At 69.4% G+C, this 23,701-nt stretch carries 26 protein-coding genes; 14 read left to right on the top strand and 12 right to left on the bottom strand.

Annotation, left to right across the window (positions count from 1 at the left end; all coding sequences use genetic code 11):
- Positions 1–2: 2 nt before the first annotated feature.
- Positions 3–1,007, bottom strand: a complete 1,005-nt coding sequence (locus B0B14_RS00405; RefSeq protein WP_076679468.1) for a LacI family DNA-binding transcriptional regulator — start codon at positions 1,005–1,007, stop codon at positions 3–5.
- Between the two features lie 83 nt (positions 1,008–1,090).
- Between B0B14_RS00405 and B0B14_RS00400 the strand changes: the two genes are divergently transcribed.
- Positions 1,091–1,936, top strand: a complete 846-nt coding sequence (locus B0B14_RS00400; protein ID WP_076679467.1) for an NAD-dependent epimerase/dehydratase family protein — start codon at positions 1,091–1,093, stop codon at positions 1,934–1,936.
- A gap of 10 nt (positions 1,937–1,946) precedes the next feature.
- Here the strand turns inward: B0B14_RS00400 and B0B14_RS00395 are convergent, their stop codons facing one another.
- On the bottom strand, positions 1,947–2,345 hold the full coding sequence (locus tag B0B14_RS00395; RefSeq protein ID WP_143733589.1) for a hypothetical protein: 399 nt from the start codon (positions 2,343–2,345) through the stop codon (positions 1,947–1,949).
- Between the two features lie 240 nt (positions 2,346–2,585).
- On the opposite strand from B0B14_RS00395, the gene B0B14_RS00390 reads away from it, so the two are divergent.
- The 6 genes from B0B14_RS00390 to B0B14_RS00365 all read left to right on the top strand — a co-directional run bounded on the left by B0B14_RS00390 (position 2,586) and on the right by B0B14_RS00365 (position 9,901).
- Entirely contained in the window at positions 2,586–3,581 is a 996-nt protein-coding gene (locus tag B0B14_RS00390; protein WP_076679465.1) for an ABC transporter substrate-binding protein, read from the top strand.
- A gap of 107 nt (positions 3,582–3,688) precedes the next feature.
- Positions 3,689–5,230, top strand: a complete 1,542-nt coding sequence (locus tag B0B14_RS00385) for a sugar ABC transporter ATP-binding protein (RefSeq protein WP_076679464.1) — start codon at positions 3,689–3,691, stop codon at positions 5,228–5,230.
- Positions 5,227–6,273 (top strand): ABC transporter permease, encoded by a 1,047-nt coding sequence (locus B0B14_RS00380; RefSeq protein WP_076679463.1) that lies wholly within the window; start codon positions 5,227–5,229, stop codon positions 6,271–6,273. The genes B0B14_RS00385 and B0B14_RS00380 overlap by 4 nt, the downstream gene beginning before the upstream one ends.
- Entirely contained in the window at positions 6,270–7,295 is a 1,026-nt protein-coding gene (locus tag B0B14_RS00375; RefSeq protein WP_083710217.1) for an ABC transporter permease subunit, read from the top strand. The genes B0B14_RS00380 and B0B14_RS00375 overlap by 4 nt, the downstream gene beginning before the upstream one ends.
- 58 nt (positions 7,296–7,353) lie before the next feature.
- Positions 7,354–8,874: a sugar ABC transporter ATP-binding protein gene (locus B0B14_RS00370; protein WP_076679462.1), complete on the top strand. Its 1,521-nt coding sequence runs from the start codon at positions 7,354–7,356 to the stop codon at positions 8,872–8,874.
- Positions 8,867–9,901: a LacI family DNA-binding transcriptional regulator gene (locus B0B14_RS00365; RefSeq protein ID WP_076679461.1), complete on the top strand. Its 1,035-nt coding sequence runs from the start codon at positions 8,867–8,869 to the stop codon at positions 9,899–9,901. The genes B0B14_RS00370 and B0B14_RS00365 overlap by 8 nt, the downstream gene beginning before the upstream one ends.
- A gap of 12 nt (positions 9,902–9,913) precedes the next feature.
- Here the strand turns inward: B0B14_RS00365 and B0B14_RS00360 are convergent, their stop codons facing one another.
- Entirely contained in the window at positions 9,914–10,948 is a 1,035-nt protein-coding gene (locus B0B14_RS00360) for a zinc-dependent alcohol dehydrogenase family protein (protein ID WP_076679460.1), read from the bottom strand.
- A 95-nt stretch (positions 10,949–11,043) separates the two neighbouring features.
- Here B0B14_RS00360 and B0B14_RS00355 point away from each other — a divergent pair, with 95 nt between their 5' ends.
- The gene (locus B0B14_RS00355) at positions 11,044–11,631 is read left to right on the top strand and encodes a DnaJ family domain-containing protein (protein WP_083710215.1); all 588 of its coding nucleotides are present in this window, start codon (positions 11,044–11,046) and stop codon (positions 11,629–11,631) included.
- On the opposite strand, the gene B0B14_RS00350 is transcribed toward B0B14_RS00355, so the two are convergent.
- Together B0B14_RS00350 and B0B14_RS00345 are read right to left on the bottom strand one after the other, a co-directional pair.
- Positions 11,612–12,526: an alpha/beta hydrolase gene (locus B0B14_RS00350; protein WP_256714326.1), complete on the bottom strand. Its 915-nt coding sequence runs from the start codon at positions 12,524–12,526 to the stop codon at positions 11,612–11,614. The two genes, B0B14_RS00355 and B0B14_RS00350, sit on opposite strands and share 20 nt — an antisense overlap.
- An 8-nt stretch (positions 12,527–12,534) precedes the next feature.
- The gene (locus B0B14_RS00345) at positions 12,535–12,753 is read right to left on the bottom strand and encodes a hypothetical protein (protein ID WP_076679458.1); all 219 of its coding nucleotides are present in this window, start codon (positions 12,751–12,753) and stop codon (positions 12,535–12,537) included.
- Between the two features lie 87 nt (positions 12,754–12,840).
- On the opposite strand from B0B14_RS00345, the gene B0B14_RS00340 reads away from it, so the two are divergent.
- From B0B14_RS00340 to B0B14_RS00320, 5 genes are all read left to right on the top strand, one after another.
- The gene (locus tag B0B14_RS00340; RefSeq protein ID WP_143733587.1) at positions 12,841–13,389 is read left to right on the top strand and encodes a ribonuclease H family protein; all 549 of its coding nucleotides are present in this window, start codon (positions 12,841–12,843) and stop codon (positions 13,387–13,389) included.
- Between the two features lie 325 nt (positions 13,390–13,714).
- Positions 13,715–14,308 carry a DoxX family protein gene (locus B0B14_RS00335; RefSeq protein WP_076679456.1) on the top strand — a complete coding sequence of 198 codons (594 nt, stop codon included), beginning with the start codon at positions 13,715–13,717 and terminating at the stop codon, positions 14,306–14,308.
- A gap of 127 nt (positions 14,309–14,435) precedes the next feature.
- Positions 14,436–14,948 carry a methylated-DNA--[protein]-cysteine S-methyltransferase gene (locus B0B14_RS00330; protein ID WP_076679455.1) on the top strand — a complete coding sequence of 171 codons (513 nt, stop codon included), beginning with the start codon at positions 14,436–14,438 and terminating at the stop codon, positions 14,946–14,948.
- Between the two features lie 42 nt (positions 14,949–14,990).
- Complete coding sequence (locus tag B0B14_RS00325) at positions 14,991–15,470, top strand: RNA polymerase sigma factor (RefSeq protein WP_083710213.1); 480 nt, start codon at positions 14,991–14,993, stop codon at positions 15,468–15,470.
- On the top strand, positions 15,467–16,057 hold the full coding sequence (locus B0B14_RS00320) for a methylated-DNA--[protein]-cysteine S-methyltransferase (RefSeq protein ID WP_076679453.1): 591 nt from the start codon (positions 15,467–15,469) through the stop codon (positions 16,055–16,057). Before B0B14_RS00325 ends, B0B14_RS00320 begins: the two co-directional genes overlap by 4 nt.
- Here the strand turns inward: B0B14_RS00320 and B0B14_RS00315 are convergent, their stop codons facing one another.
- Together B0B14_RS00315 and B0B14_RS00310 are read right to left on the bottom strand one after the other, a co-directional pair.
- Positions 16,058–16,891, bottom strand: a complete 834-nt coding sequence (locus tag B0B14_RS00315) for a zinc-ribbon domain-containing protein (protein ID WP_076679452.1) — start codon at positions 16,889–16,891, stop codon at positions 16,058–16,060.
- Positions 16,892–16,934: 43 nt separating this feature from the next.
- Positions 16,935–17,255 (bottom strand): DUF7882 family protein, encoded by a 321-nt coding sequence (locus B0B14_RS00310; RefSeq protein ID WP_076679451.1) that lies wholly within the window; start codon positions 17,253–17,255, stop codon positions 16,935–16,937.
- A 110-nt stretch (positions 17,256–17,365) separates the two neighbouring features.
- On the opposite strand from B0B14_RS00310, the gene B0B14_RS00305 reads away from it, so the two are divergent.
- The gene (locus B0B14_RS00305) at positions 17,366–17,551 is read left to right on the top strand and encodes a hypothetical protein (protein ID WP_076679450.1); all 186 of its coding nucleotides are present in this window, start codon (positions 17,366–17,368) and stop codon (positions 17,549–17,551) included.
- 64 nt (positions 17,552–17,615) lie between these two features.
- On the opposite strand, the gene mmsB is transcribed toward B0B14_RS00305, so the two are convergent.
- The 5 genes from mmsB to B0B14_RS00280 form a co-directional block, all read right to left on the bottom strand.
- Positions 17,616–18,851 carry a multiple monosaccharide ABC transporter permease gene (gene mmsB / locus B0B14_RS00300; RefSeq protein ID WP_076679449.1) on the bottom strand — a complete coding sequence of 412 codons (1,236 nt, stop codon included), beginning with the start codon at positions 18,849–18,851 and terminating at the stop codon, positions 17,616–17,618.
- Positions 18,852–18,874: 23 nt separating this feature from the next.
- Positions 18,875–20,404 (bottom strand): multiple monosaccharide ABC transporter ATP-binding protein, encoded by a 1,530-nt coding sequence (gene mmsA / locus B0B14_RS00295; protein WP_076679448.1) that lies wholly within the window; start codon positions 20,402–20,404, stop codon positions 18,875–18,877.
- Positions 20,405–20,509: 105 nt separating this feature from the next.
- Entirely contained in the window at positions 20,510–21,622 is a 1,113-nt protein-coding gene (gene chvE, locus B0B14_RS00290) for a multiple monosaccharide ABC transporter substrate-binding protein (protein WP_372236632.1), read from the bottom strand.
- A gap of 87 nt (positions 21,623–21,709) precedes the next feature.
- Positions 21,710–22,411: an L-ribulose-5-phosphate 4-epimerase gene (locus B0B14_RS00285; RefSeq protein ID WP_076681173.1), complete on the bottom strand. Its 702-nt coding sequence runs from the start codon at positions 22,409–22,411 to the stop codon at positions 21,710–21,712.
- A gap of 181 nt (positions 22,412–22,592) precedes the next feature.
- A complete protein-coding gene (locus tag B0B14_RS00280) occupies positions 22,593–23,609 on the bottom strand; it encodes a LacI family DNA-binding transcriptional regulator (protein WP_076679446.1) in 1,017 nt (338 codons plus the stop codon).
- Positions 23,610–23,701: the final 92 nt, after the last annotated feature.

Raw genomic sequence — 23,701 nt, 5'->3', positions numbered from 1 at the left:
CCTCAGTCGATGCGCGCCGTCGACTCGCGGACGACGAGCACGGGCGGCGCGGGGTCGAGCGCGCCGGATGCCTCTCCCACGGCCGCCGCGACGACGCGACGCGCCTCTCCCGCGACGTCGAGGCGCACCGTCGTGAGCGCCGGCCGGTAGTACCCCGCATCCGGATTGTCGTCGAAGCCGGCGACGCTGACATCGCGCGGAACCTCGATCCCCTCGGCGCGCAGGGCCGCGATGAGCCCGAGGGCCATCTGGTCGTTGGCCGCCACGATCGCCGTCGGTCCGCCGGGCGACCGGACGGCGGCCGCGATCTCGGAGGCGAGTGCCGCACCCGTCGTCGCGCTCCAGTCCCCCGTCCACCGGCGGCCTGGTTCGAGGCCCCGACGGGCGAGCGCGTCATCGGTTCCGGCATCCCGAGCCGCCGCCTCCAGCCAGTCGGCCGGCCCGGCCAGGCGCGCGATGCACCGGTGCCCGAGCTCGACGAGATGCGCGACGGCGAGCTCGGCTCCCTCCCGCTGGCGCTCGGCCCCCTCGCCGGTGTGCATGGCCTCGAGAGCGAGGTCGGGCTGCGACGCGGCGAGCGCCCGCAGTGTTCGCGCGTGCGGGGCGAGCACGACGATGCCGTCGACGCCCTGGTCTTGGAGGCGACGGGCGGCATCGAGGACGGATGCCTCGTCCGCGGCATCCGCATACGCCGTCGCGATCCAGCGACCGGCCTCGCGCGCGGCGGCGTCGAGGGCGGCGATTCCGACGGCCGGACCGTACAGCGTCGCGTCCGACGCGATGACGCCCAGCGTGCGGGTGGTGCGGGTGCCGAGGGCGCGCGCGGCGTTGTTGACGCGGTAGTCCAGCTGCGCCATCGCCGCGAGCACCCGCTCGCGCGTCTCGGGCCGGATGTTCGGGTGGGCGTTGATGACCCGTGACACCGTCTGCGCCGACACGCCCGCGGCGCGCGCGACGTCGCGCACGCCGACGCGGGCGCCGGAGGCCGGGGGCGGGATCTCTGCCATCGCGCTCACCCTATCCGCCGGGCGCGCGCTCCGAATGGCCGCATCGCACCCCGCATGTCCGCGGATGATGCCAGGCTGGAGGCATGCGCATCGCTCTGACAGGCTCCACCGGCAAGCTCGGCACCGTCGTCGCCCGTGAACTCCGCGCCTCCGGGCACGAGGTCGTCGGCATGGATGTCGTAGGCACCCGCGCCCCCGACTTCGTGCAGGTCGACCTGACCGACTACGGCCAGGTGATCGACGCGTTCGGCGGCGTGGGAGACACCCACAGCGGGGTCGATGCGGTCGTGCACCTCGGAGCCATTCCGGCCCCGGGCATCCGCAGCGACGTCGCCACCTTCCACAACAACATGACCGCGACGTTCAACGTGTTCCACGCCGCGGTGCGGCTCGGCATCCGCAAGATCGTCTACGCATCGAGCGAGACCGTGCTGGGGCTGCCGTTCGACGTGCCGCCGCCCTACATCCCCGTCGACGAGGACTACCCGGCCCGGCCCGAGTCGGTGTACTCGCTGGTCAAGCACCTCGAGGAGCAGTTGGCGATCGAACTCGTGCGCTGGCACCCCGACCTGGCGATCACCGCCCTGCGCTTCTCGAACGTCATGGTGCCCGAGGACTACGCCGAGTTCCCGTCGTACGACGCCGATGCCCGCCGGCGCAAGTGGAACCTCTGGGCCTACATCGACGCCCGCGACGGCGCGCAGGCGATCGAACGCGCCCTCGAGGTGGCGCCGGCCGGGTTCGACCGATTCATCATCGCCGCCGCCGACTCTGTCATGACGCGCACGAACGCCGAGCTCGTCGCGGAGGTCTTCCCCGACACCCCGCACGCCCGGGCGTTCTCCGACCACGAGAGCCTTCTCGCGATCGACAAGGCCCGGCGCCTGCTGGGCTACGAGCCGAAGCACTCGTGGCGCGACCACGTGTGAGCACCCGGCTTCAGTCGAACGTCGGGCGCAGCTCCTCGCGAAGCTCCCGGAAGGTGCGCGGAGTCGCCTTCCACCGCGCCTCATCGGTCTCTTCGAAGGTCGTCATGTACCGACCCGTCGCCCGGTCGAACTGCACGAGGATCTTGCGCGGCAGCGCGTCACCGACCGGGTAGCAGCCGTCGGTGTAGGCCTTCACCGCCGGAGCGACGAGCCACGGGTCGCACGCCACGGCCGAGATCACGCCGTCGGGCGAGTAGACGTAGCCGTGCGCTTCGTTGAACGCGCCGTCGGGGAACTCCAGGATGAGGGCGAACGACTCCCACCCCTCCCGGTCGACGACAGGTCCGTCCATCGTGTCGACGAGAGTCCGGAGGAGTCCGGCGGTGGCGTCATCAGGACTCGTGCTCACGCGGTCGAGGATACCCGGCACTGTCGTCGGCGGGATGTGATCCCTCACATATCGTCTGCAGCCGCCCGCTTTCCACATTCAAGTCGGTGGGCGGTAACGTCCGCCTGTTACGCAAATGTTACCGCTCACAAGTTGCGCGGATACCGAATGTGAGGGCTAACATTCAGTCGCGGACAGACATTCCAGCCCGCGACCACGGTCTCCGGCGGTGCTGCCGGACCAGAACGAGGAGGTTCTGAAGTGAACAAGAAGACGCTTCTCGCCGGTTTCGCCGTCCTGGGAGCCATTGCTCTCACCGCGACCGGCTGCGCAGGCTCGACGGATGCCGGCGGCGACTCGGGCGGGGGCGACTCCGGCAGCGACACCATCACCGTCGGGTTCGCCCAGACGGGGTCGGAGTCGGGCTGGCGCTCGGCCAACACCGCATCGATGAAGGAGGCGTTCTCCGCGGAGAACGGCTTCGACCTCATCTTCAACGCGGCCGACAACGACCCGGCCGCCCAGATCGCCGCCGTGCGCGACTTCATCAACCAGGGCGTCGACGCGATCGTGATCGCACCCATCGTCTCGGACGGGTGGGACGACGTGCTCCAGGAGGCGAAGGACGCCGGCATCCCGGTCGTGCTCGAAGACCGCACGGTCTCGGCCCCCGACGATCTCTACGCGAGCTGGGTCGGGCTGGACTTCCGCAACGAGGGAGTCATGGCCGGCGAGTGGGCCGCCGAGAACTTCGGCGACACCGAGACCAACATGGTCGTGCTCGAGGGAACGACCGGCTCGGCTCCGGCCAACGACCGCGCCGAGGGCTTCGATGAAGCGGTCGAGGGGACCTCGATCAAGAAGATCGACTCGCAGACCGGCGACTTCACCCGTGACGGCGGAAAGACCGTGATGGAGGGCTTCCTCCAGAAGTACGGCGTCGACGGCATCGACCTCGTGTACGCGCACAACGATGACATGGCGCTCGGCGCCATCGAGGCGATCGAAGCGGCCGGCGCGAAGCCGGGCGAAGACATCAAGATCATCTCGATCGACGCGGTGAAGGACGGCATGCTGGCGCTGATCGACAACAAGATCAACTTCATCGTGGAGTGCAACCCGCTGCTGGGTGAACTGGCGGCCGGCATCGTGAAGGACGTCCTCGCGGGCGAGACGGTCGAGAAGACTTACTTCGTCACCGACCTCAGCTTCACGCCCGAAGAGGCCGCGAAGGTCATCGACGAGCGACTGTACTGAGTCGTCCGCGAACCGTCCCTTCGGGCGACGGGTCGCCACGCATCCGCCGGAGGCGATCGAGCCTCCGGCGGATGCGCCGACAACGAGTGGGAAAGGCCACGAAACCCATGTCCGCGGACACCGCAGTCACGCTCGCACCGGTCGTCGCCATGACCGGCATCACCATCCGCTTCCCCGGGGTGCTCGCCCTCGACGGGATCGACTTCGCGCTCCGCCCCGGAGAGGTCCACGCCCTCATGGGCGAGAACGGAGCGGGCAAGTCCACGCTCATCAAGGCCCTCACCGGCGTCTACGCCGTCGACGAGGGCGAGATCGTGGTCGCGGGCGAGCCGCGCGTCTTCAGCACGACAGCCGACGCGCAGGATGCCGGGATCTCGACCGTCTACCAAGAGGTCAACCTGTGCACCAACCTCTCCGTCGGAGAGAACATCATGCTCGGGCACGAGGTGCGACGAGGTCCTCTCATCGACTGGAAGGCGACCCATCGCGCCGCCGCAGCGCACATGGAGAGCCTCGGCCAGAGCCTCGACACCCGGTCCGTGCTCGCGAGCCACTCCATCGCCCTGCAGCAGCTGGTCGCCATCAGCCGGGCGATGGTGCTCGACGCGAAGGTGCTGATCCTCGACGAGCCGACCTCGAGCCTCGACCGCGACGAAGTCGAGCAGCTCTTCGCGGTGATCCGCGATCTACGCGACAAGGGCGTCGCGATCCTGTTCGTCAGCCACTTCCTCGACCAGGTGTACGAGATCTCCGATCGGATCACGGTGCTGCGCAACGGCAAGCTCATCGGTGAGTATCCCGTCGCCGACCTGCCGCGCGGCGAGCTCGTCTCCCGCATGATCGGGCGCGAGCTCGACGAGCTCGACGCTCTGGCCACGATGTCCGAACGCGAGATCGACCGCTCCGGTGTTCCGACGCTGCGCGCCACCGGCATCGGGCGGCGCGGCGTGCTCGAACCCGCCGACCTCACGGTGTTCGAGGGCGAGGTCGTCGGCATCGCCGGGCTCCTGGGCTCCGGTCGCACCGAGCTGGTGCGGCTCGTCTACGGCGCCGACCGGGCCGATTCCGGCCAGATCGAGCTCTCCGGAGTCGCCGCCAAGGTCTCGTCCCCCCGCCACGCGATAGACCGCCGCGTCGCGTTCTCGTCGGAGAATCGTCGCGCGGAGGGGATCATCGCCGACCTGTCGGTGGCGGAGAACATCGTGCTCGGCATCCAGGCCCGCCGCGGCGCCTTGCGAAAGGTGAGCCGCAGCGAGCAGGATGCGGTCGTGTCGGAATACATCGAGGCGCTCGGCATCCGTCCCGCCGACCCCGACGCGATCGCGGGAAACCTGTCGGGGGGCAATCAGCAGAAGGTGCTGCTGGGGCGCTGGCTCGCCACCGCGCCCGAACTGCTGATCCTCGACGAGCCGACTCGAGGCATCGACGTCGGCGCGAAGGCCGACATCCAGCGCAAGGTGGCCGAGCTGAGCGCCGCGGGGCTGTCGGTCGTGTTCATCTCGTCCGAGCTGGAGGAAGTGCTCCGGCTCGCCCAACGCGTCGTCGTGATGCGAGATCGTCGATCCATCGGCGAGCTCGAGGCACGCGACGTCGACCTGGACGGTCTCATCGACTACATCGCCAACAAGGCGGAAGGCAGCGCAGCATGAAGAAGCTCGTGAAGCACCGGCTCTTCTGGCCCGTCGTGGCCCTGCTGACGCTGATCGTGGTCAACACGATCGCCCGGCCCCAGTTCATCGCCGTCACCGTGCGGGACGGCCAGCTCTACGGGGCGCTGATCGACATCCTCCGCAACAGCGCACCGCTCATGCTCGTCGCCCTCGGCATGACGATCGTCATCGCGACCCGCGGGATCGACCTGTCCGTCGGCGCGATCATGGCCGTCTCGGGGGCCGTCGCACTCACGATCATCGGCGGCTCCGCCGATCCCGACGACGTCGGCACGGTGCTGGTGGCGCTGGTGGTGGCGCTCGGCGTGGCGCTGATCCTCGGGGCATGGAACGGATTCCTCGTCGCCGTCTGCGGCATCCAGCCGATCATCGCGACGCTCGTGCTCATGCTCGCGGGCCGCGGAGTCGCGCTGCTGATCACCGACGGCTTCATCACGACCGTCAACAGCGCGCCGTATTCGTTCATCGCCTCCGGATACCTCGTGTTCCTGCCCGTCGCCTTCCTGATCTCGCTCCTGGCCATCGCGATTGTCGCCCTGCTCGAGCGCCGCACCGCGCTGGGGGTCCTCACCGAGGCCGTCGGCATCAACCCCGAAGCCAGCCGGCTCGCCGGCGTGCGCTCACGCGGCATCGTCTTCAGCGCGTACCTGTCGAGCGGCCTTCTCGCCGGCATCGCCGGCATCATCTACAGCGCCAACATCCGGGCGGCCGACGCGAACGCGACCGGTCAGTTCATCGAGCTGTACGCGATCCTCGCGGTCGTGCTGGGGGGAACGTCGCTCATGGGCGGGAAGTTCACGATCGCCGGGACGGTCATCGGCGTCCTCACGATCCAGACGCTCGAGATGACGATCCTCTTCCTCGGGGTCCCGCCGGCGCAGAGCCCCGTCTTCTTCGCCATCGTCGTCGTGGTCGTGGTCGTCGTGCAGTCGCCGCAGCTGCACAGATGGGTCAGACACACGCTGCGCTCGCGCACCCGATCGCACACCGATTCCACGAGCGCGGCGGGGGTGGCACGATGACCACGAGCACTCAGGCGACCTCGGTCGCGCCGTCCGGGCTCGGAGCCCGCTACGGCATCTTCATGAGCCGCCGCGCATCGCTCATGCCGACCTTCGCCGCGATCGCCATCCTCATCGTCCTGCTCATCGGCGCGCAGGTGCAGTTCGGCAACTTCGTCACGGGCCGCAATCTCTCCGCTCTGCTGCTCGACAACGCCTACCTCGTCGTCCTCGCCGTCGGCATGACGTTCGTGATCCTCACGGGTGGCATCGACCTCTCGGTCGGATCGGTCATGGCGTTCACCGGCATCCTGTGCGCGAGTCTGCTCTCGCAGGGTCTGCCGGCGTACCTGGTCATCCCGATCATGCTCATCGGCGGTGGTCTCATCGGCCTGCTCATCGGCGTGCTCGTGCAGTACTTCAGCGTGCAGCCCTTCATCGCATCCCTGGCCGGGCTGTTCCTGGCGCGCGGGCTCGCGTTCGTCGTGAGCCTGTCCTCGATCCGGGTCGAAGACCCCGCCGTGCTCTGGCTGCAGCGCACCCGCATCACCGTCGGCGACTGGTACATCACGCCCACCGGGATCATCGCGCTCCTCGTCGTCGCCGTCGCCGTGTACGTGCTGCACTGGACCCGCTTCGGTCGCACCGTGTACGCCGTCGGGGGCGGGGAGCAGTCGGCACGGCTCATGGGTCTCAACGTCGCCCGCACCAAGATCGCGGTGTACGTCATCAGCGGCGTCTGCGGCGGTCTCGCCGGCCTGCTCCTCACGGCCTACTCCGGTGCCGGCTACCCCCGCAACGGCATCGGCACCGAGCTCGACGCGATCGCCGCGGTCGTGATCGGCGGCACGCTCCTCACGGGCGGGGTCGGGTATGTGCTGGGCTCGCTGGTCGGCGTGCTGGTGTACGGCACGATCAAGAAGATCATCTCGTTCATGGGCGCCGAGCAGTCCTGGACGCAGATCATCATCGGCATCCTGCTGCTGCTGTTCATCATCGTCCAGCGTCTGATCGTCGCCCGGTCGTCGCGGCGGAGGACATAGCGGAGGACGTGGGGGCGGGCCGCGCATGATCGGGCACGGCAGGCAGGATAATGACGGGATGGACAGGGCCCGGCCGCTCTTGGAGCTCACCGGCGCGACGGTGCGATTCGGCGCCGACGCGGTGCTCGACGGGGTCGACTTCCGTCTGTTCCCCGGCGAGGTCCACTCGCTCATGGGCGAGAACGGGGCCGGCAAGTCCACGCTGATCAAGGCCGTCACCGGAGCCCTCCCCCTCGACGAGGGTGTGCTGAGCCTCGACGGCGAACCGGTGCGGTTCGGCTCTCCGCACGCCGCCCAGGCGGCGGGCATCAGCACCGTCTACCAGGAGATCGACCTCCTCCCCAACCTCTCGGTCGCGGAGAACATCTGGCTCGGGCGCGAGCCGCGCCGCTTCGGCGGCATCGACTGGCGGCGGATGCGGACGGACTCCCGCGCACTCCTGGCCGACCTCGGCCTCGAGATCGACCCGTCCTCTCTCCTCGGCACGCACTCGCTCGCCGTGCAGCAGCTCGTCGCGATCGCCCGAGCGATCTCCACGGATGTGCGGGTGCTCGTGCTGGACGAGCCGACGTCGAGCCTCGATCTCGACGAGGTCGCCGAGCTTTTCCGCGTCGTGCGCGACCTCGCGCAGCGCGGTGTCGCGATCCTGTTCGTGTCGCACTTCCTCGATCAGGTGTACGAGCTCTGCGACCGGGTGACGGTGCTGCGCGACGGGCGGTTCGTGGGCGAGTACCTGACCCGTGAGCTCCTCCGGATCGACCTCGTGCAGGCCATGCTCGGCCGGCGTGCGACGGCGTTGACCTCGCCGAGCCGCGCATCCGAACCCGACCTCGACGCCCGCGACGCGTTCCTCAGCGCGCAGGGCGTGACGGTGTCTCCGGGGATCGTCGGCGCGGATGTCGAGCTCTTCGACGGCGACGTCCTGGGCGTCGCCGGACTGCTCGGATCGGGGCGCACCGAGCTGGCACGAGCACTCTCGGGGATCGACAGGCTCGACAGCGGTGTGCTGCGGATCTCGGGCAGGGACGTGTCTCCGCGCAGCCCTCGGGCAGGGATGTCCCTCGGCGTGGTGTACTCGTCGGAGAACCGGCGCGCGGAGGGGATCATCAGCGACCTCAGCGTGCTCGACAACATCACCCTCGCCCTCCAGGCCGACAAGGGTGTGACGCGCCTGATCCCCGCCGCCCGCCGACGCGAGCTCGCGGCCAGCTGGGTGGAGGCCCTCGACATCCGTCCGTCCGATCTCGATCGCCCGGCGGGCACGCTCTCCGGGGGGAATCAGCAGAAGGTGCTGCTCGCGCGGCTCCTCGCCCTGTCGCCGCGCCTGCTCCTCCTCGACGAGCCCACGCGCGGGATCGACGTCGGCGCGAAGGTCGAGATCCAGAACCTCGTGGGAGAGATGGCGAGCAACGGGCTGTCGGTGGTCTTCATCTCCGCCGAGCTCGAAGAGGTCCTCCGGGTTTCCCACCGGGTGGCGATCCTCCGCGACAACCGCGTCGTCGACGTGCTCGGCGCGGACGATCTCACCGTCGACTCTCTCCTGGCCCTCGTCGCACAGCCCGATGAGATCGATGAGTGAGCAGGGGGGCGTCACCGCCGACGACGGGACGACGCGAGCGGCCAACATCTTCGACGTCGCGCGCCTCGCCGGCGTCTCCCACCAGACGGTGTCGCGCGTCATCAACGACCTGCCGAACGTGCGACCCGCCACCCGCGCGCGCGTCGAGCACGCCATCGCGCAGCTCCGCTACAGCCCGTCGCCCGCGGCCCGGGCACTGGTCACCCGACGCACCCGCACGATCGGCCTGATGACGCCCGGCGTCTCGGACTTCGGCCCCACGTCGATCGCGATGCACTTCAACTTCGCTGCCCGCACCGCCCGCTACAACGTCGACACCGTCAGCGGGCTCGACACCGATCCGGCCGGCGTGCGGGGCGTCGTGGAAGGGCTGCTCCGCCAGCGCGTCGACGCCATCGTGCTGATCGTCGTCGACGTCGACGTGCTGGAGATCGTGCGCGGACTCGATCTGAGCGTTCCGGTGGTGGCCTCGGCGTCGACATCCCGGCGCAGCCCGTCCATCGTCTCGATCGACCAGTACCGGGGTGCGCGGTCGGCCGTGCGCCACCTCGCCGAGCTCGGCCACGAGAGGATCCTCCACGTCGCGGGTCCGCTGCGCGCACCCGATGCGCTGGAGCGCGTGCGCGGATGGCGGGACGAGCTCGCTGCGCACCGGCTCGAGGCGGTGGAGCCGATGATCGGCGACTGGACCCCCGCCGGCGGCTACCGCATCGGCTCCCAGCTCGACATAGAGCCCGGCACGGCGGTGTTCGCCGCGAACGACCACACCGCCATCGGCCTGCTCTCCGCGTTCCGGGAGCGCGGACTCCGCATTCCCGAAGACGTCAGCGTCGTGGGATTCGACGACGTGCCCGAGGCGGGGTTCCTGTACCCGCCGCTCACGACCGTGCGACAGGACTTCGCGGGGCTCGGCGAGCAGATGATGCAGAAGGTGCTCGTCGCCGTCGAGGAGCCCGACAGCGTGACCGAGGCTCCTCCCCTGCCGACCCACCTCATCGTGCGCCAGTCCACGCGCAGCGCGAACTGACGCGGTCGCGGGTCAGGGCCGCACGAGCACCTTGAGCGCGTCGCGCGCGTCCATCGCGCGATAGCCGTCGGGAGCGTCGTCGAGTCCGACGGTCCGATCGAACACGCGGCCGGGGTCGACCGATGCGTCGAGCACGCCGGGCAGGAGGGCGTCGATGTACGCCCGCACCGGGGCCACACCTCCGGTCAGCGTGACGTTGGGGCTGAACAGCACGCGGCCGGCGGGGGCATCCCGGTACTGCGGGACGCCGACGCGGCTGATGGTGCCGCCGGGTCGCACCGCGGCGAGCGCCTGCTCGTACGCCTCGAGATATCCGACGGCCTCGAGGACGACGTGGGTGCCGTCGCCGCCGGTGAGCTCCTTGACGACGGCCGCCCCCTCCTCGCCGCGCTCGGCGACGACATCCGTCGCCCCGAACTCGCGCCCCAGGTCGGTGCGCACGGTGTGGCGGCCCATGAGGATGATGCGCTCCGCGCCGAGCTGCTTCGCCGAGAGCACGGCGAGAAGGCCCACGGCGCCGTCGCCGATGACCGTGACGCTCTTCCCGGGGGCGACTCCGGCGGTCACCGCCGCGTGCCAGCCGGTGCCGTAGACGTCGGAGAGCGTGAGCAGAGACGGCAGGAGCGCGTCGTCGATGGGAGCGGGGACGACGACGAGCGTGCCGTCGGCCCAGGGGACGCGCACGGCCTCGGCCTGACCGCCCGTCGCCGGCAGCTGTCCCCAGATGCCGCCGTGGCGGCACGAGGTCTGCAGGCCTTCGCGGCAGAAGTCGCACGTGCCGTCCGACCAGACGAACGGCGCGATCACGAAGTCGCCGGGCTTCACGGTGGTCACGTCGGCACCGATGTCTTCGACGACGCCGATGAACTCGTGCCCCATCGGGCGCCCCGCAGGCGTCTCGGGCATCGTGTGGAACGGATGCAGGTCACTGCCGCAGACGCACGCCGCGGTGACGCGCACGACGGCGTCGGTCGGCTGCTCGATCGCCGCGTCGGGCACCTCGATGACGCGGACGTCGCCGGCGCCGTAGATGTAGGTCGCGCGCATGGTGTTCCTCCTCGGATCGGGTGCTCCGATTCCATCACGGATGCCGCTGTTCGGCATTTCGGATGTCCGGCGTAGGGTCGAAGCGGAGGTGCCCCATGGACGACCCGCGCGAAGCCGCAGCCCAGTACCGGCTCGATCGGCAGCTGCGCGAGGCGGGGCTTCTCCCGGAGGAGGCCGACGCGGAGACCGGCACTCCGACCGGGCGCACGCCGACGGCCGCGGATCGCGCGGCGTACGTCGAGACGGCGATCCAGCAGGCGATCCGCCGCGGCGACTTCGACGATCTGCCGGGTGCGGGCAAGCCGCTCGAGGGTCTCGGAGACCGTCACGACGCCGACTGGTGGATCCGGCGCAAGATCGAGACCGAGCAGCTGCGCGGGCTCGGCCCGCCCGCGCTGATGCTCCGGGTCGAGCACGCGGAGTTCGACGCGCGCCTCGATGCACTGCCCCGCGAAGCCGACGTGCGGGAGTACGTCGAGGACTTCAATCGGCGGGTCGTCGAAGCGCGCCGGCAGCTGCTCGGCGGGCCCCCGGTGGTGACACCGACCCGCGAGGTCGACGAGGAAGTCGCGGAGTGGAGGGCGCGTCGACAGGCGCGGAAGGAGTCCGACGCGGCCGCGCGGGCCGCGGCGGAGGCATCCGCTCCGCCGCGTCGGCGGCTGCTCAGGCGACGGCGGCCCTGAGCCACTCCCGCGCACCGCGCAGCAGATCCTTCGCGAGCACGGTGTCGCGCGCCCAGGCCTCGAATCCGTGCGCCGCGCGCGGAACGACGACGCTCTCGACGGCGACACCGGCGTCGGCCAGGCGACGGGCGTAGTCGGCGTCCTCGGCGGCGAACAGCTCGATGTCCGACCAGTAGATCCACGTCGGCGGCAGGCCGGAGAGATCGTCCCGGCGCGCAGCGGCGGCGTAGGGCGGGAGCGTGGGCGCCCCCGGGGGCCGGCGGAGGTAGGTCGACCAGCCCACGAGGTTGGAGCGGTTGTTCCACACGAGGTGCGCGGCCTCGTCGTGCGTGCGGTCGGCCGCCGTGCGGTCGTCGAGCATCGGGCAGAACAGCCACTGGGCTGCGACATCCGCGCCGTCGTCGTGCAGACGCTGCACGAGGGCGGCGGCGAGACCTCCGCCCGCGCTCTGGCCGCCCACCGCGATGCGCGAGGGATCGACGCCGAGCTGCGGCGCGCGGGTCACGAAGGCGCCCCACGCGGCGCGGCAGTCGTCGATCGCCGCCGGGAACGGATGCTTCTGCGCCAGCCGGTAGTCGACCGACACCACGACGGCTCCGGTCTCCCGCGCGGTCTCGCCGCAGAACCGATCGTCCATCGCGGCGGAGCCGAGCACGAGGCCGCCGCCGTGGATCCACAGGAGACCGGCGCCCGTCGGGTTCTTCGGCCGGTGCACGCGCAGGCGCACGTCGCCGACGCGGGCCGTCGTGCGCACGACGCCGTCGACACGGGCGCCGGGGATCAGCGGGGACGCCGCTCCCACGAGCCAGCGCACGAACGGGTTCTCGAGGTCGAGGACGGGCGCGAAGCGCAGCGAGGGCAGCAGCGTCGGATCGACGTCGTCGAGGCGCATCATCACGGCCGTCAGAGGGCGCCGATGCGCTGCGTCAGCTCGGCGACGGTATCGGCCGGCACCTGACCGCCCGCCATCTTCAGCAGCTGGTCGAGCGGCATGTTCTTGACGAAGCCGATCATCGGGTGATGCGGCAGCTCGGGCACGACGTCGTCGATGACGGCCTTGGCCTCCGGATCGGCGAGGAGCTGCGCGAGTGTCGTCGTCTCGAGGTCGAACCTGCCGGCCATGATGATCTCCTTCGATGCGGGGGTGGTGGTGCAAGGATGCCACGCCGACGACGGGTCGAGGCATCCGTCGCCCGTTAGCCTTGCCTGGTGACTTCCGACCAGCCCTACATCGTGGCCACCGACGGCGCCTGCAAGGGCAATCCCGGGCCCGCCGGCTGGGCGTGGGTCGGCGAGGACGGCCACTGGGCCGCCGGATCGGTGCCCGAGGGCACGAACAACATCGGCGAGCTGCTGGGTCTGCTGCACGCGATCGAGGACCACCGCGACGTCGCGCACCTCACCGTGCAGGCCGACTCGAAGTACGCGATCGACACCTACTCGAAGTGGATGGACGGTCACCGTGCGCGCGGCTGGAAGACCTCGCAGAAGCAGCCCGTGAAGAACCAGGACATCCTCGAGCAGCTCATCGCCGCACGCGACGCACGCCGTGCGGCAGGGCTCCCGGATGTCGTGCTCGAGCACGTGCGCGGGCACTCCGGGCACCGCCTGAACTCGTGGGCCGACGAGCGCGCGGTGCGGGCCTCCGAGCACGCGGCGAAGGGCGTCGCGTCGGCGTGGTCGTCGCTGGGCGCTCAGGAGAAGATCGACGTGTCGGGCGATCCGCCGCGCAGCGCCCAGGACCGCGTCCGCCGCTAGCCGCCTCGCCGTCGGCGCCGCGTCGGCGCCCCCGCGTCGGCACCCCCCGCTCGGCGCCGCCGCTCGGCGCCCCCGCGTCGGCACCCCCCGCTCGGCGCCGCCGCTCGGCGTCGAGAACCGTAGGAGTTCTCACCCTTCGAGCTCCCTGCTCGAGGACCCGGCCGCGTGTCTTCCTCCATCCTCGACGCGGATCGAGCCGATGCCGGGGCATACCTGCGCGTTCGCCGAGAGAACCCCTTGCGTATGGTGTGACCACAGGAGTATCGTGTGGTCTGACCACATCAGATCGGATCTCACGAGGATCCGCAGGCAAGGAGAAAGCATCATGACCACCCACGCGGTCCCGACCGGATCCCCCCTCACCGTCGCCCGCACCACCCGCCCCCGCACCCTCGCGGCGGAGTCCACGCTCGTCACCACAGCCACCGGCCGTCGCTGGCTCGCCGTGACCCGCCTCGCCACCGGATTCATCTTCCTGTGGGCCTTCCTCGACAAGACCTTCGGCCTCGGCTTCTCGACCCCGGTCGAGCGCGCGTGGATCAACGGCGGCACACCGGCACAGGGATTCCTCCTGAGCCCCGGTGTCAAGGGACCGCTGGCCCCCTTCTTCCAGAGCCTCGCGAGCCCCCTCGTCGACGTGCTCTTCATGGCCGGGATGCTGGGAATCGGCGCGGCCGTCATGCTCGGCGTCGGCCTGCGCATCTCCGCCGTCGCCGGGAGCGCGCTCATGCTGCTCATGTACGTCGCCGAGTGGCCGTTCGCGGCGGGCACCGGCTCCACCAACCCCCTGGTGGACTACCACATCATCTACGCGCTCGCCCTGATTGTGGTCGCAGTCCTTGCGGCGGGCGACACGTGGGGCCTGGGCGCCTGGTGGAAGAGCCTGCCCCTGGTGCAGAAGTTCCGCTGGCTCGCCTGAGCACCCCGCGTGATACGGCGCGGAGCCTCCTCTCGGAGGCTCCGCGTCTTCTTCGTGCGCCCGACCTCACGTTCGACGGTGCCGGTGCGTCTGCTCAGTAGTGTGTTGACCTGAGGGAGATGCGGACATGACGACACGACACGCCTTCGCGCCGACCAGCATCGGCGACCTCCAGCTGGTGGCGGAGGATGACGCGGTCGTCGGCGTCTACTTCCCCGGGCACTGGTATCCCCCGAAGGACTCCGCGATCGGCGAGCTCGTCGCCGACGCATCCGACCCCCTGCTCTCGCGCGCGGCGGCGCAGCTGCGCGAGTACCTCTCGGGAACGCGTTCGGCGTTCGACGTCCCGATGCGGACGGCGGGCGACGAGTTCTCCGAGAAGGTCTGGCAGATCCTGACGGAGATCCCGTACGGCGAGACCACGACGTACGGCGCGATCGCCGAGCGCCTCGGCGACAAGCGCCTGGCCCAGCGTGTGGGCCAGTGCGTCGGACACAACCCCCTCAGCATCCTCATCCCGTGCCACCGCGTCGTCGGCGCCGACGGGTCGCTCACCGGCTTCGCGGGCGGGCTCGAGCGCAAGCGCACCCTCCTCGAGCTCGAGGAGCCCGCCGAGGTCTCGGCCACCCGGCTGTTCTGACCTCACGTTCAGCCACCCCCGCGCGTCTACCCCGTGATGACCATGAGACAGCCCTTCGAGCCGGTGGTGCAGGCGCACGGTGCGACCGTCCTGCGGGTGTGCCGTGCGGTGCTCGGGATCGGGGCGGATGCCGAGGATGCCTGGTCGGAAACCTTCCTCTCGGCTCTCCGCGCCTGGCCCGACCTCGACGCCGACGCCAACGTCGAGGCCTGGCTCGTGCGCATCGCGCAGCGGAAGGCGATCGACGTCGTGCGCGGTCGGGCGCGCCGCGCCGTCCTCACCGACGAGCTCCCCGAGTCGGCCCTGCCTCCTGCGGAGCGCGACCTCGATCTCTGGCGCGCCGTGGCCGCACTGCCCGAACGGCAGCGTCTCGCGGTCGCCTACCACTACCTGGGCGGCCTCCCCCACGCCGAGACGGCACGTCTGATCGGAGGCACACCGGATGCCGTGCGCCGCGCGTCGGCCGACGGCATCCGGTCGCTGCGCACCCGGCTCTCCCACACCGAAGGAGCGACACCGTGACCACCGACCTCCTCTTCCCGATCGACGCCGACGACCTCGCCCGGCTGCACGAGCGACTCGTGGCGGATGCCGCCGCCGTCGGCATCCTCGAGGTCTCGTACCGCACGGTGGACTCTCCGATCGGCGGGCTCCTGCTGGCGGCCACCGATGACGGTCTCGTGCGCGTGGCCTTCGAGCGCGAGGGCTTCGATGACGTGCTGGCCACGCTCGCCGAGCAGGTGGGTCCGCGCGTGCTGTCGGCCCCGTCGCGCCTCGACGACGCCGCGCGTCAGTTCGAGGAGTACTTCGCCGGCGCCCGGCACACGTTCGAGCTGCCCCTCGACGACCGGCTGTCGTCGGGGTTCCGGCGCACGGTGCAGCGCTCTCTCGCGCACATCGCCTACGGACGCACCGCGACGTACAAGGAGGTCGCCGAGGCGGTCGGCAACCCCGGCGCCGTGCGCGCGGTGGGCACGGCGTGCGCGACGAACCCGCTCCCTCTCGTGCTGCCGTGCCACCGCGTGCTGCGCACCGACGGGTCGCTGGGCGGTTACCGGGGCGGGGCGGAGGCCAAGGAGATGCTGCTGGCCCTCGAGCGGGCCGCCTGATCAGGCCAGATACGCGTCGACGAACAACGGCCCGCGGATGTCGCGCAGCACGTCGATGACGCGGTCGACCCCGCGGCGGCCGAGCGACGACAGCTGCAGATCGTACGGTCCGAGCTTCTCGAGCTTCCCCGTGCGGATGCGCACCACCTCCCACCTGGCTTCCCGCAGCAGGCGGTCCTTGCGCCGGTCGGCTTCTTCGCGCCGGCCCACGTGCTCGAGCCCGAATCGCCCGGTCGAGTCGTATTCGAGCGCGATCCGCAGCTCGGGGAGCAGGATGTCGGGCCACACCTCGACGTGCCCGAAGAACGGTCGAGCGACCCGCACGGCGTTCAGTCCCGTCGTCACAGAGAGACGCGCGGCGAGGTCGGCCCGCAGACGAGCCTCGACGGCGGATGCCGGGCGCGGCGCGCACCCGCTCGCGAACGGCTCGCCGACAGGGAGGTCGGGCGTCTTCTCGCACAGCGCGCGGCCGGGCTTGCGGGGCTTCGCGGCCGGTGCGCGCGGTGCGGAGGCTGCGCGCACGCGCGGCGGCCGGGCCAGCTGCGAGCAGTCCGGACACCACGCCGAGCGGCGACGCTCACCGCCCGGGCGGGCGCGCTGCTCGGCGGGGGTCGCCACGAAGGTGTGCCCCATGTCGCACTGCCACAGCAGCAGCACGTCGGCTGCCGGAGGGATCTGCGTCAGGGTGATGCCGGCGTTGAGCTCGGGGTGGTACTGCCGGATGAGCTGGGGGTACGTCGCCCACGCATCGCGATAGGTGCCGATCTCGTACGGCACGGCCGTTCCCCGCGAGAACCGTCGCCTTGCCCACCATGCCTCGACCCGCTCCGCCATGCGGGCACGCTACCGGGGACCACCCCCACGGGCGGGCGCGGCGTCAGCCGACCTCGACGACGTCGGTCTCCTCGGGCTCGGGCACCATGACGAGACCGCTCGTCGAGTTCGCGGAGTGCATCAGGGCATCCAGCCACGTGCGGTTGATCGCCGGCGGACGGGAGCCGTGGAACTTGAAGACGAGGGATGCCCCGGAGTGCAGCCACACCGCCGTGCGCCCGCCGCCCGTGCTCGTGTCGTCGCGCCACTGGAAGAAGAACGACTCGCTCCGGCGCAGCTTGTTGCCGACGATGATCTGGAGGTGGGCGAGGAACCGGTCGTCGAACTCCACACGCACGGTGTCTTCATAGATGAAACGGCCCACTCGGCTCCCCTGTTCGCCCGACCCTCCATCATCGCACCTCCGGGTGTCAACCCCGCGCACCGCACCTTCGCGGCCACGTAGATTGCGCAGGAGAGAGGGGAACGACCGCCATGCCGAACGAGATGACCGACGAAGAGAAGCGCCGCGACCAGCTGCTGGCCGCACCGAACGCGACGGAGGAGGATGCGGCGCCGCGCATCGACGTCACGACGCGGGACGGTGTCACACGCATCGACATCCGCGAGGACGCCCAGGTGCGACCGGGTGATCCCGAGAAGACGCCCGCCGACGACTGATCTCCGCACGACGCACGAGACGGCCGCACCCCGGGGGGTGCGGCCGTCTCGTGTCAGCGGGGACTCAGTTGCCCGAGCGGCGCTTGTTGTAGACGTCGAAGGCGACGGCGAGCAGCAGCACGAGGCCCTTCACGGCCTGCTGCCACTCGATGCCGATGCCCATGATCGACATGCCGTTGTTCAGGACGCCGATGATCAGACCACCGATGATCGCGCCGGCGATCGTGCCGACACCACCCTGCACAGCCGCGCCGCCGATGAAGGCCGCGGAGATGGCCTCGAGCTCGAAGCCGTCACCGGCCTTGGGGCCGGCGAGGTTCAGTCGGGCCGTGAAGATGAGACCGGCGAGGGCCGCCAGAACACCCATGTTGACGAACAGCCAGAAGTCGACGCGTCGCGTCTTGATGCCCGAGAGCTCGGCGGCGTGGCGGTTGCCGCCGATGGCGTAGACGTGCCGACCGAACACCGTGCGGTTCATCACGACGCCGTAGACCAGCACGAGCAGCGCGAGCACGATCAGCGTCACGGGGATGCCCTTGTACGACGCGAGCGCCCACGCGAACCACCCGATGACCACGGAGACGAGGCCGAGCTTGACGACGAACCACGCGAAGGGCTCGACTTCCTGGTCGTACTTCTGACGTCCGGCACGGGTGCGCACCTGCTGCACGATGAGCGCCACGATGCCGACGGCGCCGATGACCAGGGTGAAGATGTCGGGATCGGTCTCGCCGAAGATGCCCGTCAAGAACCCGTTCCCCAGAGCTCGATACTCGGTCGGGAACGAGCCGATGTTCGCGTTGCCGAGCACGACGAGGGCGAGGCCTCGGAAGATCAGCATGCCCGCCAAGGTCACGATGAAGGCCGGGATGCCGACGAAGGCGACCCAGAACCCCTGCCACGCGCCCACCAGAGCTCCGATGAGGAGCGACAGCAGGATGGCGAGCCACCACGGCATCCCCATCTTCACCGCGAACACACCCGAGACGGCGCCGATGAAGGCGGCGACCGATCCGACCGACAGGTCGATGTGGCCGGCGATGATGATCATCACCATGCCGATCGCGAGCACGAGGATGTACCCGTTCTGCACGATCAGGTTCGAGATGTTCTGCGGACGCAGCAGGATGCCGTCGGTCAGCACCGCGAACAGCGCGACGACGACGATGAGGGCGATGAAGATGCCGTTCTTGCCGAGGTCGCTCAGCACGGTGGTCAGCCACCGGGTGAACTTGTTGTCCGAGGGGTTGATGAGCGCCCCGGCGGCGGTGGATTCGTTCGATGAGTTGTCGTTGGACATGGTTGGTCTCCTGCAAGCCCGCGTCAGCGGGGCTTCTCCATGGTCATGAGCTTGAGGACGGCTTCGGGTGTGGCTTCGTCGATGGGGAGTTCGCCGGTGATGCGGCCTTCGGAGATGGCGTACACGCGGTCCGAGATCCCCAGCAGCTCGGGCAGTTCGGAGGAGATCACGATGATCCCCTTACCGGATGCCGCGAGCTTGTTGATGATCGTGTAGATCTCGTACTTCGCGCCCACGTCGATGCCGCGGGTCGGCTCATCGAGGATGAGCACATCGGGGTCGGAGTAGATCCACTTCGACAGGACGACCTTCTGCTGGTTGCCGCCCGAGAGCTTGCCCGTCTTCACCAGCACATTGGGAGCCTTGATGTTCATGCTCTTGCGGTACTCGTTGGCGACGGCGAACTCCTCGTTGTCGTTGACGAGGCCGCCCTTCTCGAGCTTCTTCAGCGACGCCATCGAGATGTTGCGCTTGATGTCTTCGATGAGGTTGAGGCCGTAGGTCTTGCGGTCCTCGGTCGCGTAGGCGATGCCGTTGTCGATGGCCTCGGCGACGCTGCGGGTCTTGATCTCCTTGCCGCGCATGAACACGCGACCCGAGATGCGCGAGCCGTACGAGTGGCCGAACAGGCTCATCGCGAACTCCGTGCGACCGGCTCCCATGAGCCCGGCGATGCCGACGATCTCGCCCGCCTTCACGTTGATCGAGACGTTGTCGACCATGACGCGGGACGGGTCCTGCGGGTGGTGCGCCGTCCAGTCCTCGACGCGCAGCAGCTCTTCGCCGATCTGCGGCTCGTGGTCGGGATACCGGTGCTCGAGATCGCGTCCCACCATGTCCTTGATGATGCGGTCCTCGGTGACGTCCTTCTTCGCGATCGTCTCGATCGTCTTGCCGTCGCGGATGACCGTCACGGTGTCGGCGACCTTCTTGATCTCGTTCAGCTTGTGGCTGATGATGATCGACGTGATGCCCTGTTCGCGCAGGCTCAGGATGAGCTCGAGCAGGTGATCGGAGTCCTCGTCGTTGAGGGCGGCCGTCGGCTCGTCGAGGATGAGGAGCTTCACCTCCTTCGAGAGCGCCTTCGCGATCTCGACGAGCTGCTGCTTGCCGACGCCGATCTGGTTGATCTTGGTGGTGGGGTTGTCGCGGAGGCCGACGCGCTTGAGGAGCTTTCCGGCCTCGAAGTTCGTCTTGTTCCAGTCGATGAGCCCACCGACGCCCTTGCGCTCGTTGTTGAGGAAGATGTTCTCGGCGATCGACAGGTGCGGGCTGAGCGCCAGCTCCTGGTGGATGATGACGATGCCGCGGGCCTCGCTGTCGCTCAGGCTCTTGAAGGCGACCTCGTCGCCCGCGAAGACGATCTGCCCGTCGAAGGTGCCGGCGGGATACACGCCCGACAGCACCTTCATGAGCGTCGACTTTCCGGCGCCGTTCTCGCCGCAGATGGCGTGGATCTCGCCGCGCTGCACGGCGAAGTTCACGTTGGCGAGGGCCTTCACGCCGGGGAACGTCTTGGTGATGCCGCGCATCTCCAGGATGTTTTCGGTCACGCTGTCCAACTTCCTCGTTGTTGCTAGGGAGCGTAGTGGAGGGGAAGGTGGCGGCGGGAGGATTCTCCCGCCGCCACCTCAGTGCTCAGGATCGAGCGGTCGGGCTCACAGGCCCAGGTCCGCCTTCGTCCAGTAGCCGGTGTCGACCAGGGCCGACTCGACGTTGTCCTTCACGACCTGCACGGGAGCGAGCAGGTACGACGGGACGGTCTTGACGTTGTTGTCGTAGGTCTCCTCGTCGTTGACCTCGACGGTGTCGCCGTTCAGCGCGGCGATCGCCATGCCCGCCGCGACCTTGGCCAGCTCACGCGTGTCCTTGAAGATCGTGGCGAACTGCTCGCCCGAGAGGATCGCCTTGACCGAGTCGACCTCGGCGTCCTGGCCCGAGATGATCGGCCACTCGTCGCCGACGGAGTAGCCGGCGTCGGTGAGGGCGCCGATGATGCCGCGCGAGATGCCGTCGTAGGGCGAGAGGACCGCGTTGATCTTCGTGCCGTCCGAGTAGTTCGCCGTGATGATGTTCTCGAGGCGGCTCTGAGCCTCTTCACCGTCCCAGCGGAGCGTGGCGGCCTGCTCGATGTCGGTCTGACCCGACTTCACGACCAGCGTGCCGTCTTCGATGTACGGGTTGAGGACGTCCATCGCACCGTTGAAGAAGAAGAACGCGTTGTTGTCGTCGAGCGAACCGGCGAACAGCTCGATGTTGAACGGTCCCTCCGGGGCACCGTCGATCGGGGTGCCGTCGAGCTCCGTCAGGCCGAGGCCGTTCAGGAGCGTCCAGGCCTGCTGGTTGCCGACGAGCTCGTTGTCGAACGTCGCGTAGTAGTCGACGTTCTCCGTGTCCATGAGCAGACGGTCGTAGGCGATGACGGGGATCTCGCTGTCCGCGGCGGTCTGGAGGACCTCCGTGAGCGTCGTTCCGTCGATCGAGGCGACGATGAGCGCCTCGGCGCCCTTCGTGATCATGTTCTCGATCTGCGAGACCTGGGTGGGGATGTCGTCCTCTGCGTACTGCAGGTCGACCTGGTAGCCGGCCTCTTCGAGGGCCGCCTTGACGGCGTTGCCGTCCTGGATCCAGCGCTCCGAGCTCTTGGTCGGCATCGCGACGCCGATCAGGCCGCCGTCGCCGCCGCCCTCGCCGCCGCCGGTGCTGGCACCGCCGCCACCGCCCGAGCATGCGCTGAGCAGGAGTGCTCCCGCGGCCACGGCCGCGAGCATTGTCTTCTTGAACTTCACTGTGTTTCCTCTCCAGTGGACATCTCTGTCTTGGTTGTCGATATTCAGTTGTGACCGCGCTCCGGCGCGTCAGCGCCGGGCGTCGGTGGTCTGTCCGTAGACGTTCTGGTACCGGTTGTAGAGCGAGTCGATCGCCTCCTGAGGGATCGGGATCAGCTCCCCGCCCTGACGGGCGATGTGCACCGTGCGGGCGACGTCTTCGAGCATCACGGCGGCCTTCACGGCATCCTTCGCATCGCGTCCGATCGTGAAGGGACCGTGGTTCTGCATGAGGACCGCGCGGCTGCGGTGACCCGTGAGGGTCTCCACGATGCCGCGGCCGATCGAGTCGTCGCCGATGATCGCGAACGGACCGACCGGGATCGGCCCGCCGAACTCATCGGCCATCGCCGTGATGACGCACGGGATCTCCTCGCCGCGAGCGGCCCACGCCACGGCGTAGTCGGAGTGCGTGTGCACGACACCGCCCACCTCGGGCATGTGGCGGTACACGTAGGCGTGCGCCGCCGTGTCGCTCGACGGGGAGCGGTCGCTGCCGGGCGTGCCCGGCACGACGTTGCCGTCGAGGTCGCACAGGATCATGTTCTCCGGTGCGAGGTCGTCGTAGGAGACGCCCGACGGCTTGATCACGAACAGATCCGCACCGGGCACACGGCCCGAGACGTTCCCGCCCGTCCACACGATGAGGCCGTAGCGCACCAGTTCGGAGTGCAGAGCGGCGACTTCTTCCCGCACGCGAGCGATCGAGACCTCGGTCTTGACCCCGCTCACGTACTGCTCGCGCTGATCCGCATCCTTGCCAGGTACCACGTCCGCGACTCCCTCGTCCGGTGATCCGGATGACGTCCGGTCATCCATGTCCGGTCATGTGACCGTTCACATCGATGATGATACGCGCGGGACCGACTCCGCTGTCAACTCCAAAGGGTCACGGAGTGATAACGCGTCGAGATCAGCGCCAGCGCGCGGGTCCTGTCGACGCCCGCACGATCAGCTCGGGAGCGATCGACGCGAGCGACGCGGACTCTCCCGCCGCCGGCCCCAGGAGCAGGTCGACGCAGCGGCGTCCGAGCTCGGTGAAATCCTGTCGGACGCTGGTCAGGGGCGGCCAGTAGTGGGCAGCCTCGGGGATGTCGTCGAAGCCCACGATGCTGATGTCGCCCGGCACGTCGAGCCCCGCCGCGTGGGCGGCGTGGATGAAGCCGAGAGCCATCTGGTCGTTGGAGCAGAAGATCGCGGTGAAGTCCCGTACGGTGAGCAGCTCGCGCCCGGCGTAGTACCCGAACTCGGCCGTCCAGTCCCCGAGGACGGGTGCCGTGGTGGGGATGTCGGACGCGCTCATCTCGGTGAGGAATCCGCGCATGCGCGCTTCGGCCTCGATCCAGTCCTGCGGTCCTGCGAGGTGGTAGATCTGCCGGTGTCCCAGGCTGATCAGGTGTTTCGTGGCCATGCGGGCGCCGGCGATCTGGTCGACGGTGAGGGTGTGGTCGGGGTCGAGGTCGGTGGACTGCAGCGTCACGTAGGGCACGTCGAGCGACTGGCGCACGAGCGCGCGGATGACGCGCACCTGCGGCGCGATCACCACGAGGCCCTCGATCGACTGCGCCATGAGGTGCGCGAGACCGAGCGGGATGGACTCCGGATCGGCGGGATCGATGTTGGCCGTCGTCACCCAGTAGCCGCGCGCACGGGCGGCCGCCTCGATGGCGGCGATGCTCGAGGCCGGCCCGTACATCGAGCTCGACGCGGCGAGGATGCCGATCGTCTGCGAGCGACTGGTGACGAGAGCGCGGGCTGCCCGGTTGGGCCGGTACTGCAGCTCCTCCATGACCCGGAGCACGCGCTCACGGGTCTCGGGACGGATGCTCGGATGGTCGTTGAGCACGCGCGAGACGGTCTGGTGCGACACGTCGGCCAGTCGTGCGACGTCGCGGATACTCGGACGCCGGGTGACGGCTTCTTCGCTCATCGGACTTCACTTCTGGCCGGTCGAGCATGTGCACGGTCACATCTCGTTTGCTCCATTATGCACCCGGATGCATGTCTTCGTCAGCCCGCAGA

Source organism: Microbacterium sp. RU33B (genome assembly GCF_900155915.1).
Lineage (GTDB): Bacteria > Actinomycetota > Actinomycetes > Actinomycetales > Microbacteriaceae > Microbacterium.
The sequence above is the reverse complement of the archived record's forward strand: the minus strand, read 5'-3'. Positions and strand labels throughout refer to the sequence as shown.